We start from the raw sequence: 13,423 nt of genomic DNA on the forward strand, positions 1-13,423 counted from the left end.
TCTCCCATCATATTGATCCAGGTTACTCCTTAAGTATGACAAATTATTAAAATCGTCATACTTTTCGTTCCTTCTGGATGTAAACCTTGTCTATTTTCCGCACCATCTTGCTGGCGCTCTGCGCCTGCATTCCTCTGCTCGCGCCCGCCGCCATGCATGAAATCGCCATCGCCTGGCCGGTTAACGTCGGTCCTCTCAATCCACATCTGTATACGCCGAACCAAATGTTCGCCCAAAGTATGGTGTATGAGCCGTTAGTCAAATATCAGGCCGATGGCCGGGTTAAACCCTGGCTGGCTACCCGCTGGATCCACTCAGCCGATGGTAAAATTTGGCGTTTCACCCTGCGCGATGATGTCTACTTCTCCAACGGCGAACCGTTTAACGCCCAGGCCGCAGTGGCCAATTTCCAGGCGGTGCTGGCCAACCGCCAGCGGCACGCCTGGCTGGAGTTGACCAATCAGATAACCGACGTTCAAGCGCTCAGCGATAACGAACTACAAATCACCCTGAAAAGCGCCTACTACCCGTTCCTGCAGGAACTCGCCCTTCCCCGCCCGTTTCGTTTTATCGCCCCCTCGCAGTTTGTTGACGGTAGTACGCAGCGAGGCATCAAAGCGCCCATCGGCACCGGTCCGTGGATGCTGTCCAGTTCGCAGCTTAATCAGCAGGATGTGCTGGTACGCAACCCGCGCTACTGGGGCAAAAAACCGGCGCTTGAAAAAGTCACCGTGAAAGTGATCCCCGACGCCACCAGCCGGGCGGTCGCCTTTGAAACCGGTGAAGTTGATCTGCTGTACGGTGATGAAGGGCTACTACCGCTGGATACGTTCGCCCGTTTTCGCCAGCAGGATGAGTATCACACGCGTCTTTCCGCCCCGACGCAAACCGTGATGCTGGCGCTCAATACGCTGCAAGCGCCCACGAATGATTTAGCGGTACGCGAGGCGCTTAACTATGCCGTCAATAAACAGGCGCTCATTGACGGCGTGCTGTACGGCACCCAACAGGTCGCCGACACGCTTTTCGCGCCCTCGGTACCTTACGCGCCGGATGATCTGCCGCCGCGCCGCTTCAATCCGGATAAGGCCCGTACGCTGCTGGAAAACGCCGGCTGGACGCTAACGCCCGGCAAGGATATTCGTGAAAAAGAGGGGCGCCCGTTGCGACTTGAACTGGCGTTTATCGGCACCGATGCGCTGGCCAAATCGATGGCGGAAATCATCCAGGCCGACCTGCGCCAGGTAGGTATCGATGTCGCGCTGGTCGGCGAAGAGGAGAGCAGTATCTACGCTCGCCAGCACGATGGCCGCTTCACGATGATTTTCAACCATACCTGGGGCGCGCCGTTCGACCCGCACGCGTTTATGAGCTCAATGCGCGTCGCTTCGCACGCCGACTATCAGGCGCAGCGCGGCCTGCCGGATAAAGCAGTGATTGATAAAGAGATCGGCGAGGTCCTGACTACCACCAACGAGGGCCGCCGTCGCGAGCTGTATCGCGATATCCTCACCCGTCTGCACAACGAAGCGGTCTATCTGCCGATAAGCTACGTCTCGCTGATGTCCGTCGCCCGCAAAACGCTCGGCGAAGTGCCCTTCGCGCCGGTGACCACCGATCTGCCGTTAGAGCTGATTACGCCGGTGGCGCCATGATGCTGAAATATCTCCTTCGCCGCCTGCTCCCGCTGCCGTTGATGCTGCTTGCCGCCTCGGCGATCATCTTCCTGTTATTACGTCTTGGCGCCGGCGACCCGGCGCTGGACTATCTGCGTCTCTCCAACGTGCCGCCCACCAGCGAAATGATTGCCGCTACCCGCGAGCAGCTCGGGCTCAATCAGCCGCTGGCGCTGCAGTATCTACACTGGCTGTGGCGCGCGCTGCATCTCGATTTTGGCGTCTCCTACGCCAGCCAGCGCCCGGTGCTGGACGACCTGCTGCATTTTCTGCCCGCGACGCTGCAGCTCACCGGCGCGGCGCTGGTGATTATTCTGCTGACCTCGCTACCGCTGGGGATCTGGGCGGCGCGGCATCGCGACCGCTTACCTGATTTCGCCGTACGATTGATTGCCTTCCTCGGCGTCTCAATGCCCAACTTCTGGCTGGCATTTTTGCTGGTAATGCTCTTTTCCGTCCATCTGCGCTGGCTACCGGCGATGGGCTACGGCGGCTGGCGACATCTGCTACTACCGGCGTTTTCCATCGCCCTGATGTCGCTGGCGATCAATGCCCGTCTGCTGCGCGCCAGCATGCTGGAAGTGTCCAGCCAGCGCCACGTGGTCTGGGCGCGTCTGCGCGGGCTGAGCGAGGGTCAGGTGGAGCGGCGACACGTGCTGCGTAACGCGACGTTGCCGGTAGTGACGGCGCTGGGTATGCACATCGGCGAGCTGATCGGCGGGACGATGATCATCGAAAATATCTTCGCCTGGCCCGGCGTCGGTCGCTATGCGGTTTCCGCGATATTCAATCGCGACTACCCGGTGATCCAGTGCTTTACCCTGATGATGGTGGCGGTGTTCGTGCTGGCCAATCTGGCGGTCGACCTGCTTAACGCCGCGCTCGATCCGCGCCTGCGCCGCCATGAGGAGGCCGCCGTATGACGCTGTTCGCGACCTTCCGCTGGCCGGTAAAACTGGCGCTACTCATTATTGCGCTGCTGGCGGCAATCGCCATGAGCAGCGGCTGGTGGCTGCCCTATGACCCGGCGGCCATCGATCTCCATCAACGTCTGCTCTCTCCGGGCGACGCCCACTGGCTCGGCACCGATCATCTCGGGCGGGATATTTTCTCGCGCCTTCTCGCCGCCACCCGCGTCTCGCTGGGCGCGGTGATGGCCTGCCTGCTGCTGGTGCTGCTGATCGGCCTTACGGTGGGCGGCGCCGCCGGGATGGTGGGCGGACGTGTCGATCGCGGCCTGATGCGCCTGGCCGAGCTGTTTATGACCTTCCCGACTTCAATACTGTCATTCTTTATGGTCGGTGTACTCGGTACCGGTCTTAGCAACGTGATTATCGCCATTGCGCTGTCGCACTGGGCCTGGTACGCAAGGATGGTGCGCAATCTGGTGGTCTCTCTGCGCCAGCGCGAGTTTATTCTCGCCGCGCGCCTGAGCGGCGCGGGACATTGGCCATTGTTTCGTGACCATCTGGCCGGCGCGGTGATCCCTTCGCTGCTGGTGCTCGCCTCGCTGGATATCGGTCATATGATGCTCCACGTAGCCGGGATGTCATTCCTCGGCCTCGGCGTCAGCGCGCCGACGGCGGAATGGGGGGTGATGATCAACGACGCCCGCCAGTACATCTGGACGCAGCCGCTGCAAATGGTCTGGCCCGGACTGGCGCTGTTTATCAGCGTGATGGCTTTTAATCTGGTGGGCGACGCGCTGCGCGATCGTCTCGATCCTCAGCTGATCGCGGAGCATAACCACTGATGCCGCAAAAGATCCAACTGGAACAACTTTCGCTCGTCGCCGACCGTCCGCTGGTCAGCGACGTTTCCCTAACCCTGCGTCGCGGTCAGGTACTGGCGCTGCTCGGCAGTAGCGGCAGCGGTAAATCGCTGACCTGCGCCGCCACGCTCGGCATTTTACCGCCCGGCGTCAGACAAACCGCGGGCAGGGTGCTGCTCGACGGTATCCCGGTATACGGTGAACAGCTGCGCGGCGCGACCATCGCCACCATTATGCAAAACCCGCGCAGCGCCTTTAATCCGCTGCACACCATGGCGGCGCATGCGCGGGAAACCTGCCGGGCAGCGGGCCACGAGGCCAATAACGTCGCGCTGCTGGCGGCGATGGAAGAGGTGGGGCTGGAAAATCCGCTCTCGCTGCTCAAGCGCTATCCCTTCGAGATGAGCGGGGGCATGCTGCAGCGGATGATGGTGGCCCTGGCCCTGCTCAGCCGCGCGCCGTTTATCATCGCCGACGAACCCACCACCGACCTTGATGCCGTCGCCCAGGCGCGCATTCTCGACCTGCTGGCGGATATCGTCGCCAACCGAGGGCAGGGGCTGCTGCTGGTGACCCATGATATGGGCGTTGTCGCCCGGCTGGCGCATGACGTGGTGGTGATGGAAAACGGCCGTCTTGTTGAACGCTGCGACGTTAACACGCTATTTAGCGCCCCACAGCACCCGCTCAGCCAGCGCCTGCTGGCCGCCCATCTGGCGCTATATGGCCTGGAGAAAACACCATGAATTTACTCAGCGTGAACGCAGTGAGCCACGATTATCCCCACCACGGTGCGGTATTGCGCGATATCCAGTTCGACATCGCCCTCGGTGAAACGGTGGCGCTGCTCGGGCGCAGCGGCTGCGGCAAAAGTACCCTGGCACGGATGCTGGTCGGTCTCGAAACGCCGCGGTATGGCGATGTCGCCTGGCGCGGCGCATCGCTGACCTCCCTGAAGGGGGAGGCGATCGGCGCCTTTCGCCGCGATATTCAGCTGGTGTTTCAGGATGCCATTAGCGCGGTGAATCCGCGCAAAACGGTGCGCGAGATTATCAGCGAGCCGCTGCGGCACCTGTTTAGTTTATCGCGTGAAGAGCGTACGCAGCGGGTGGAGGAGATGCTGCTGGCGGTTGACCTCGCCCCGGCGCTGCTCGACAAGCGTCCGGCGCAGCTCAGCGGCGGACAGCTGCAGCGCGTGTGCCTGGCGCGGGCGCTGGTGGTCGGGCCGCAGCTATTAATTCTCGACGAAGCGGTATCGAATCTCGATCTGATGCTTCAGGCGGATATTATCGCCCTGCTCAAACGCCTGCAGGCGCAGTTCGCCACCGCCTGCCTGTTTATTACCCACGACCTGCGGCTGGTGGAGCGTTTTTGCCAACGGGTACTGGTGATGGATAGCGGACGCATCGTCGAAACGGCCGCAGTAAGTTTGCCGCTGCGCCTTACATCCGCTGCCGGACAGGCGCTACAACGCGCGGTACTCCCGCCCTTTCCCCGCACTCTGCTTAACGAGGCCATGCTATGCAGCGCGTAACCCTGACTCTGGATGATGATCTGCTGGCCGCGCTCGACGCGCACAGCGCCCACCGCGGGTACCACAACCGCTCGGAAGCGGTGCGCGATATTCTGCGTGACGCTCTTCATCACAATCCGCTACAGCAGCCGGCGCAACGCGGCTATGCGGTTCTGTCGTACGTGTATGAGCATGAAAAACGCGAACTGGCGAGCCGGCTGGTCGCCTCTTCGCATCAGCATCACGATCTCTCGGTCGCCACGTTACATGTCCACATCAATCATGATGACTGTCTGGAGATCGCGGTGCTAAAAGGCAACATGGACGAAGTACAGCATTTTGCCGACGAGGTGATTGCCCAGCGCGGCGTGCGGCATGGGCATTTGCAGTGTTTAGCGGATGATAATTAAAACGATGGCAATTTGATGCAGATTGTTTTAAGCCTGTTTGAGACGTTCATTGAGCGTCTCAAGGATCCAGGTATTTACGGAAACCTGCTCCTCTGCAGCGGCGGAGCTAAGACGCTCACCAAATGATTCAGGATAGCGCAATGTGAAGGTTTTCAGCTTTTCCGGCTGAGCATAAGGCTCGATGCCCGCTTCACGACAATCAGCAAGATATTCCTGTAATGATATCTCGCCCTCCTGTTGTAACCCTTGAATGCTATCGGAAACAAAATCGCAATATCCTGATAATCCCAGGAACTTACCGCGGAATGCATTGAGTTCAGGCACGTAGTTAATAACAGCAGGCTGCCCGGCAATCTCCATTGAATTTGGCGTTTTAGGTTTGATCATGGTTTTACCCCTATAGTGATTAACCAATCGCGCACGCTCTCCACGGCGCCTTTGTCAGTATCCGGCGAAGGGTGAGGCCTGTGAAAGCTGGCAATGCTGTGGTTCAACAAAAATTTACAGCGCGAGCCGCGTCCTTCTTTAATCTCCCCACCTAACGCTTTAATTAGCGATTCAATGTCGGCCCATTTAATACCCTGCGGCACGGGGGTTTTAAACAGCTGCTCCAGCGTGTTGCGCTGTTTTTTACGTAAAGATAAAACCTGCTGCTCCATCGCCTTGCTCCATGACTTCATCCATTGAAGTCAATATCATGATAGCACAAGATGAAGTCAAGCTGTGTCCTGATGAAGTTTGTTTATCAACAGTTGATAAACCACATAAACTATACGCTTTGTTAATTATCCCTGTTCGCCAATAATGGCGCCTCATTTAACGATCTCGTTATGGCGAGGCTCCTGCATAAATACAAGTTACCGCCCTGTTGGTATCGAGAGAGACCACTCAGGGAAATACAGGCTTCCATCGAATCAAGGTGTTGCCAAGGTAACTTCTGGCGGTATTAACCGTTCAGATACGTTATGCAGTGCTAAAACCAGGACGTAGGGATCTGCCTGCGCTAACCCTGTCTTGTTCGCCCCTATGAGTGATTTTTTATAGGGATTTTAATCATGTCTTCCATTCAACTCTGCGCCGCGCATCAGGCGACCTCTGGCTTCGACGGCGATGCGATCGCCCAGTACATGCGTACCGACTTTATTACGCTGCAGGAACATTTCAGCGTCCATGAGGCGCGTGAACACTTTATCTCGCAGCTCGCCAGCGACGATATTCCCGGCCAGGTATTTGTCGTCGCCGGTAACAAGCTGCGCGGCAGCTTATCAGTCAAAAAACTTTTGCAGGAGGCAGAGGTAGGCCAGTCTATTCGCTACCTGATGGACAGCTGTCTGTTTCGCGTCAAACCCGACGATGAGCGCCCTCAGGTTATTGCCGAACTCACCGAGCGCGGCCTCGATCTGGTGCCGGTTGTCGATAAAGGCGAGCTGGTCGGCTGCCTGATGGAAAAAGAAATTGCCCATCTGCTGGAGGATGACGTCACCGAAGACGCCCAGCTGCAGGGGGCGACGCTACCGCTGGAAAAACCGTATCTGGAAATCAGTCCGTGGACGCTGTGGAAGAAACGCTCGGTCTGGCTGCTACTGTTATTTGTTGCCGAAGCCTACACCAGCAGCGTGCTGCAGCATTTTGAAGAGGCGCTGGAATCGGCCATCGCACTGGCCTTCTTCATCCCGTTACTGATCGGCACCGGCGGCAACAGCGGAACTCAGATCACCTCAACGCTGGTGCGTTCGATGGCGCTGGGTGAAGTCCGTTTACGTGACATGGGACGGGTTATCCGCAAAGAGGTGTCGACCTCGTTTCTGATTGCCCTGACCCTGGGTCTGGCGGGCTGCCTGCGCGCCTGGATGATGGGGATTGGCATGGAAATCACGCTGATCGTCAGCCTGACGCTGGTCTGCATTACTTTGTGGAGCGCGGTGGTGTCTTCGGTTATTCCGATGTTGCTTAAGCGGATCGGTATCGACCCGGCGGTGGTTTCCGCGCCGTTTATCGCCACGCTGATAGATGGCACCGGGCTGATTATCTATTTCAAAATCGCCCAGTATTTTCTTGGGTTGAACTGATCGAAACAGCCCGGGCGCCAGGGTGCCCGGGCTCTCTGATTAAGCTTCCGCCAGCGCCTGCGCGCAGGCCCAGGCGCTTGACCACGCCCACTGGAAGTTATAGCCGCCAAGCCAGCCGGTGACGTCCATCACTTCACCGATAAAGTAAAGCCCCGGCGCTTTGCGCGCCTCCATGGTGCGTGACGAAAGCTCATTGGTATCCACGCCGCCGAGGGTCACTTCCGCGGTACGATAACCTTCAGTTCCGTTCGGCTGCACGCGCCACGCGGTTAGCGTCTCCACCAGCGCCTGCTGATCGCGAACGTTCAGTTGCTTCAGTGTCACATCAGGTATCTGCCCAAGCTGCTGTAAACATTCGACCAGCCGCTTCGGCAGCTGCATCGCCAGGGTATTTTTCAGGCTTTGGTTGGGATGAGCGCCCCGCTGCTCGTTGAGGAACGCCTCAAGATCGCAGTCCGGCAGCAGGTTGACGGTGACAAACTCGCCGGGCTGCCAGTAGCTGGAAATCTGCAGCACCGCCGGGCCGGAAAGGCCACGATGGGTAAATAGCAGGTTTTCGCGAAACAGCGTACCGTTCTCGGCGGTAATCGTAGAGGGCACCGAAACGCCGGAAAGCACCTGCAGCTGCTCAAGCAGCGGTTTATGCAGGGTAAACGGCACCAGACCCGCGCGGGTCGGCAGCACCTTCAGACCAAACTGTTCGGCCACCTTGTAACCAAACGGCGACGCGCCCAGCCCCGGCATCGACAGGCCGCCGGAAGCGATCACCAGCTTCTTCGCCGTCAGCATTTCGCCGTTCGCCTGTAGCCGGTAGCCTTGTTCATCGCGTTCGACGCTGAGAATTTCGCTGCGCAGACGGATCTGTACGCCGCCTTTTTCACATTCCGACAGCAGCAGATTGACGATTTGCTCCGCGGAATCATCGCAAAACAGCTGACCTAAGGTCTTCTCATGCCAGGCAATACCATATTTGCCAACCAGCTCGATAAAGTCCCACTGGGTATAGCGCGCCAACGCAGATTTGCAAAAATGCGGGTTTTGGCTGAGATATGCCGCGGGTTCGACATACATGTTAGTAAAGTTGCAGCGGCCGCCGCCGGACATCAGGATTTTGCGCCCCGGCTTTTTGCCATTATCGAGCAGCAGCACCCGGCAGCCCAACTGCCCCGCCTGCGCCGCACAAAACATTCCCGCCGCACCGGCACCGATCACAATGGCATCAAACCTTTCCACTCAACTTTCCTCATTCCCCAATTGTCGGGAATTGTAAATATTTCACTCTGGTCACACCAGCACGAAAAAAACAACATTCAGTTACGTCTTTGAAAGATATAGGATTACTCCCAACCGGGTAGAAACCAAACAGGAAGAAAATCAAAAAAAGTCTATATTTCACTTTGCCCGCGCCGCTAAAGTCACTGATAATGCGCCGCGTTCATGTCCTCAAAATGGCGTAACGTCCTATGCTACATTTATTTGCCGGTCTGGATTTACATACCGGACTATTATTATTGCTTGCTTTAGCTTTTGTACTGTTTTACGAAGCGATTAACGGTTTTCATGATACCGCAAACGCAGTTGCAACGGTGATTTACACTCGCGCAATGCGGTCGCAGCTTGCTGTTGCGATGGCGGCACTCTTCAACTTTTTCGGCGTTCTGCTGGGCGGTCTCAGCGTAGCCTATGCCATCGTGCATATGCTGCCAACGGACCTGCTGCTTAACATGGGTTCCGCACATGGCCTCGCCATGGTGTTCTCTATGCTGCTGGCGGCAATCATCTGGAACCTCGGAACCTGGTATTTCGGCCTACCGGCCTCCAGTTCTCACACCCTGATTGGCGCCATCATCGGTATTGGTTTAACCAATGCGCTGATGACCGGTACTTCAGTGGTGGATGCGCTGAATATCCCGAAAGTCATCGGCATTTTTGCCTCACTTATCGTCTCGCCGATTGTTGGCCTGGTGGTAGCGGGCGGCCTGATTTTCATTCTGCGTCGTTACTGGAGCGGTACCAAAAAACGCGCTCGTATACACCTGACCCCAGCGGAACGCGAAAAGAAAGACGGTAAGAAAAAACCGCCGTTCTGGACCCGTATCGCGCTGATCCTGTCCGCTATCGGCGTGTCGTTCTCGCACGGCGCCAATGATGGGCAGAAAGGCATTGGTCTGGTCATGCTGGTACTGATTGGCGTCGCGCCGGCGGGCTTCGTGGTCAACATGAACGCGTCTGGTTACGAAATCACTCGTACCCGCGATGCAGTCAACAACGTGGAAACCTTCTTCCAACAGCGCCCTGAGCTGCTGAAGAAAGCCACCGGCGTTGATCAACTGGTTCCGTCACCGGAAACCAATACCGCGGCCAACGGCGAGTTTCACTGCCATCCGGCGAACACCATCAACGCGCTTGACCGCGTGAAGACAATGCTCACCGGTACGGAAAGCTACGATACACTGTCAGTGGATCAGCGCGGCCAGCTGCGTCGCATTATGCTCTGCATCTCCGACACCACCGACAAAGTGGCCAAACTGCCGGATGTGAGCACTGACGACCAGCGCCTGCTGAAGAAACTGAAAACCGATATGCTAAGCACCATCGAGTACGCGCCAATCTGGATCATTATGGCGGTCGCGCTGGCGCTGGGTATTGGCACCATGATCGGCTGGCGCCGCGTGGCGACCACTATCGGCGAGAAGATTGGTAAGAAGGGTATGACCTACGCGCAAGGTATGTCCGCCCAGATGACCGCCGCGGTTTCTATCGGCCTTGCCAGCTACACCGGCATGCCGGTTTCCACCACCCACGTGCTCTCTTCCTCGGTTGCGGGGACGATGCTCGTTGATGGCGGTGGTCTGCAGAAGAAAACCGTCACCAGCATCCTGATGGCATGGGTACTCACCCTGCCGGCAGCCATTTTGCTGTCAGGCGTGCTGTACTGGCTGGCTCTGAAGCTTATCTAAGCAATAGCCATGCGAAAAATGGGTCAGGAAACTGGCCCATTTTTTTTGCACTCAATTCAGGCAGCTCAATGCCAGATAAGCAGTGCAATCATACTCACCAGCACCAGACCACACAGCGCGCTGGTCAGGATGAACTGCCGGCGAACACGCTCACAGCGACGAATAAACTCGTCATCATGATGATCGCGATATCGTTGGGCATAGATATACCAAACCAGCCGCATTTGTTTACTGGGCTGCCCATGCGAGGTGAAAAAACCTCCGCCATCAACATATTGATAGAGCAAGGGATCGCAACCACGTAGCACAACCAATAATGCACGCAACGATGAGAAGTAACGTGCCATATTCACCACACAAACGATACACAGGGCCCAAAACAGCGCAACAGTGCTGATCATACTTCCTCCCCGGCGACCCATCCACGGAGATCCCTCCGGGACTACCGCTCCCCAATATCATCCAACCCACCGTACAGTAAAAGAGTGCGATTCCGGTCACGTTTATTTATCCGACCGGCTCATTAAATAGTGTAGGAGATCAGTTAATTTTTTTACCACAAGGTTAATCGTTATCAATACGTAAGACGGAATAATTTGTTTAACTAACGGTGAACCAGGTGCATTGACGGAGTGCGAGGGGCGCTATATTGTAGAAATTATCTTCTACAATTAAGTCCTTAAAGGCTTACCCCCCGCGAATCTAGCTTGCAGGACGCGGGCGAATCGACAGCACAGGCTGTCTGGTCCAACGGTCATCGACAACTTATGGAAGGAGTAACACTATGGCTTACAAACACATTCTTATTGCAGTAGACCTATCACCGGAAAGCAAAGTGCTGGTAGAGAAAGCGGTTTCTATGGCGCGTCCCTACAATGCGAAAGTTTCCCTGATTCACGTGGATGTGAATTACTCCGACCTCTACACCGGTCTTATCGATGTTAATCTGGGCGACATGCAGAAACGCATCTCTGAAGAAACGCACCACGCGCTGACCGAGCTTTCCACTAACGCTGGCTACCCGATTACCGAAACCCTGAGCGGCAGCGGCGATCTGGGCCAGGTGCTGGTCGATGCGATTAAAAAATATGATATGGACCTGGTGGTCTGCGGTCACCATCAGGATTTCTGGAGCAAGCTGATGTCCTCCGCGCGTCAGCTGATCAACACCGTTCACGTTGATATGCTGATCGTACCGCTGCGCGACGAAGAAGACGAATAATCGCTTTTCCTCGCCAGCCAACGCCCGCGCCTGCGGGCGTTTTTGTTTTTATGCTGTATCCCGCCTGAAGCGCACCGATCCCATCAGGATATCAATCCAGATAATTAATATCGGTTAGTGTGATCAACCATTTATTAGAATTAATATCTATATAATAATCTATACATTCAGCCAATGGCCGAATCATTATGGGCCATCAGACTTTTTCGGCGCGTTTTGGCAGACGCGTTCATACTTTTTGGGATAGCACTAAAAGGCGAAGGAATATGAAAACAACTGCACCTACGGGTTTGCTACAGCAACCCCGTCCGTTCTTCATGATTTTTTTTGTAGAGTTATGGGAGCGTTTTGGCTATTACGGCGTCCAGGGCATCCTGGCGGTGTTCTTTGTTAAACAGCTTGGTTTCTCTCAGGAACAGGCATTTATCACCTTTGGCGCCTTTGCGGCGCTGGTCTACGGCCTCATTTCCATCGGCGGCTATGTCGGTGACCATCTGCTTGGAACCAAACGCACGCTGGTGCTCGGCGCCATCGTGTTGGCAATCGGCTATTTTATGACCGGTCTGTCGCTGCTCAAACCCGACCTTATCTTTATCGCGCTTGGCACTATCGCCGTCGGCAACGGGCTGTTTAAAGCCAATCCCGCGAGCCTGCTATCAAAATGCTATCCGCCTAAAGATGCCCGTCTCGACGGCGCCTTCACCCTGTTTTATATGTCGATTAACATCGGTTCGCTGCTCTCGCTGTCGCTGGCGCCGGTTATTGCCGATAAGTTCGGCTATGCGGTGACCTACAATCTGTGCGGCGCCGGGCTTATCGTCGCGCTGCTGGTCTACTTCGCCTGCCGCGGAATGGTGAAAGATATCGGTTCAACCCCGGATCATCAGCCGCTGAGTTTCCGTAATCTGCTGTACGTGCTGGTCGGCACCGTGGTGATGATTTTCCTCTGCGCCTGGCTGATGCATAACGTTAAAATCGCCAACCTGGTGCTGATCGTGCTGTCCATCGTGGTGACGATTTTCTTCTTCCGCGAAGCTTTCCGCCTCGATAAAACCGGCCGCAACAAGATGTTCGTCGCCTTCATCCTGATGCTCGAAGCGGTGGTGTTTTATATCCTGTATGCCCAGATGCCAACCTCGCTGAACTTCTTCGCCATCAATAACGTGCATCACGACATTCTCGGCATCGCAATTAACCCGGTGAGTTTCCAGGCATTGAACCCGTTCTGGGTGGTGGTCGCCAGCCCGGTACTGGCGGCTATCTACACCCGTCTTGGCAACAAAGGTAAAGACCTGACCATGCCGATGAAATTCACTCTCGGCATGTTCCTCTGCGCGCTGGGCTTCCTGACCGCCGCGGCGGCCGGGATGTGGTTTGCCGACCCGCAGGGGCTCACCTCGCCGTGGTTTATCGTGCTGGTTTATCTGTTCCAGAGTCTCGGCGAACTGCTGATTAGCGCCCTGGGCCTGGCGATGGTTGCCGCGCTGGTTCCGCAGCGGCTGATGGGCTTTATTCTGGGGATGTGGTTCCTGACTCAGGCCGCCGCGTTCCTGATGGGCGGCTATGTCGCGACCTTCACCGCGGTACCGGAAAATATAACCGACCCGCTGCAGACGCTGCCGATCTACACCAACGTGTTTAGTAAAATTGGTCTCGTGACCCTGGCGGTGACGGTGGTGATGGCCTTTATGGTGCCGTGGCTGAACCGGATGATTAATACCCCGGCCAGCGCCGAGTAACCGTTTGAGATGGCCGATCCGCTGGCGCCGTTTGTTTAAATATTGAGGTTCCCGGCTCGCGCT

The 13,423-nt window shown here is 56.5% G+C and carries 14 protein-coding genes and 1 riboswitch; of the genes, 10 read left to right on the forward strand and 4 right to left on the reverse strand.

From position 1 onward, the window contains the following. Positions 1 to 86 precede the first annotated feature (86 nt). Genes nikA through nikR form a run of 6 tightly spaced genes read left to right on the forward strand, consistent with a single transcriptional unit; the run spans position 87 to position 5,370 of the window. Entirely contained in the window at positions 87 to 1,655 is a 1,569-nt protein-coding gene (gene nikA / locus ABLU86_RS11610) for a nickel ABC transporter substrate-binding protein (RefSeq protein ID WP_047740247.1), read from the forward strand. Continuing rightward, positions 1,655 to 2,599 carry a nickel ABC transporter permease subunit NikB gene (nikB, locus tag ABLU86_RS11615; RefSeq protein WP_015703735.1) on the forward strand — a complete coding sequence of 315 codons (945 nt, stop codon included), beginning with the start codon at positions 1,655 to 1,657 and terminating at the stop codon, positions 2,597 to 2,599. The genes nikA and nikB overlap by 1 nt, the downstream gene beginning before the upstream one ends. Beyond that, positions 2,596 to 3,429, forward strand: a complete 834-nt coding sequence (gene nikC, locus ABLU86_RS11620) for a nickel ABC transporter permease subunit NikC (protein ID WP_032713130.1) — start codon at positions 2,596 to 2,598, stop codon at positions 3,427 to 3,429. The genes nikB and nikC overlap by 4 nt, the downstream gene beginning before the upstream one ends. After that, the gene (locus tag ABLU86_RS11625) at positions 3,429 to 4,193 is read left to right on the forward strand and encodes a nickel import ATP-binding protein NikD (protein WP_020077746.1); all 765 of its coding nucleotides are present in this window, start codon (positions 3,429 to 3,431) and stop codon (positions 4,191 to 4,193) included. The genes nikC and ABLU86_RS11625 overlap by 1 nt, the downstream gene beginning before the upstream one ends. After that, entirely contained in the window at positions 4,190 to 4,981 is a 792-nt protein-coding gene (nikE, locus tag ABLU86_RS11630) for a nickel import ATP-binding protein NikE (RefSeq protein ID WP_020077745.1), read from the forward strand. Before ABLU86_RS11625 ends, nikE begins: the two co-directional genes overlap by 4 nt. Beyond that, positions 4,969 to 5,370 (forward strand): nickel-responsive transcriptional regulator NikR, encoded by a 402-nt coding sequence (gene nikR, locus ABLU86_RS11635; RefSeq protein WP_020077744.1) that lies wholly within the window; start codon positions 4,969 to 4,971, stop codon positions 5,368 to 5,370. The genes nikE and nikR overlap by 13 nt, the downstream gene beginning before the upstream one ends. Positions 5,371 to 5,397: 27 nt before the next feature. Here the strand turns inward: nikR and ABLU86_RS11640 are convergent, their stop codons facing one another. Further along, positions 5,398 to 5,757, reverse strand: a complete 360-nt coding sequence (locus tag ABLU86_RS11640) for a type II toxin-antitoxin system HicB family antitoxin (protein WP_015703740.1) — start codon at positions 5,755 to 5,757, stop codon at positions 5,398 to 5,400. Further along, positions 5,754 to 6,029 carry a type II toxin-antitoxin system HicA family toxin gene (locus tag ABLU86_RS11645; protein ID WP_015703741.1) on the reverse strand — a complete coding sequence of 92 codons (276 nt, stop codon included), beginning with the start codon at positions 6,027 to 6,029 and terminating at the stop codon, positions 5,754 to 5,756. The genes ABLU86_RS11640 and ABLU86_RS11645 overlap by 4 nt, the downstream gene beginning before the upstream one ends. 158 nt (positions 6,030 to 6,187) lie before the next feature. Further along, a riboswitch (M-box (ykoK) riboswitch) is annotated at positions 6,188 to 6,369 on the forward strand. Between the two features lie 56 nt (positions 6,370 to 6,425). Here ABLU86_RS11645 and ABLU86_RS11650 point away from each other — a divergent pair. Beyond that, positions 6,426 to 7,439, forward strand: a complete 1,014-nt coding sequence (locus tag ABLU86_RS11650; RefSeq protein WP_015369274.1) for a magnesium transporter — start codon at positions 6,426 to 6,428, stop codon at positions 7,437 to 7,439. A 39-nt stretch (positions 7,440 to 7,478) separates the two neighbouring features. On the opposite strand, the gene ABLU86_RS11655 is transcribed toward ABLU86_RS11650, so the two are convergent. Then, on the reverse strand, positions 7,479 to 8,672 hold the full coding sequence (locus tag ABLU86_RS11655) for an NAD(P)/FAD-dependent oxidoreductase (RefSeq protein WP_047079885.1): 1,194 nt from the start codon (positions 8,670 to 8,672) through the stop codon (positions 7,479 to 7,481). A gap of 230 nt (positions 8,673 to 8,902) precedes the next feature. On the opposite strand from ABLU86_RS11655, the gene pitA reads away from it, so the two are divergent. Then, a complete protein-coding gene (gene pitA / locus ABLU86_RS11660) occupies positions 8,903 to 10,399 on the forward strand; it encodes an inorganic phosphate transporter PitA (protein ID WP_015369272.1) in 1,497 nt (498 codons plus the stop codon). 65 nt (positions 10,400 to 10,464) lie between these two features. On the opposite strand, the gene uspB is transcribed toward pitA, so the two are convergent. Then, positions 10,465 to 10,800: a universal stress protein UspB gene (gene uspB, locus ABLU86_RS11665; RefSeq protein ID WP_015703743.1), complete on the reverse strand. Its 336-nt coding sequence runs from the start codon at positions 10,798 to 10,800 to the stop codon at positions 10,465 to 10,467. 383 nt (positions 10,801 to 11,183) lie between these two features. On the opposite strand from uspB, the gene uspA reads away from it, so the two are divergent. Beyond that, positions 11,184 to 11,621 carry a universal stress protein UspA gene (gene uspA / locus ABLU86_RS11670; protein WP_004145166.1) on the forward strand — a complete coding sequence of 146 codons (438 nt, stop codon included), beginning with the start codon at positions 11,184 to 11,186 and terminating at the stop codon, positions 11,619 to 11,621. 266 nt (positions 11,622 to 11,887) lie between these two features. Then, positions 11,888 to 13,360, forward strand: coding sequence for a dipeptide/tripeptide permease DtpB (gene dtpB / locus ABLU86_RS11675; RefSeq protein WP_020077742.1), 1,473 nt, complete (start codon positions 11,888 to 11,890; stop codon positions 13,358 to 13,360). The last annotated feature ends 63 nt before the right edge of the window (positions 13,361 to 13,423 follow it).

This window comes from Klebsiella sp. JN_Kp121, assembly GCF_040062145.1.
Taxonomy (GTDB): Bacteria; Pseudomonadota; Gammaproteobacteria; order Enterobacterales; family Enterobacteriaceae; genus Klebsiella; species Klebsiella aerogenes.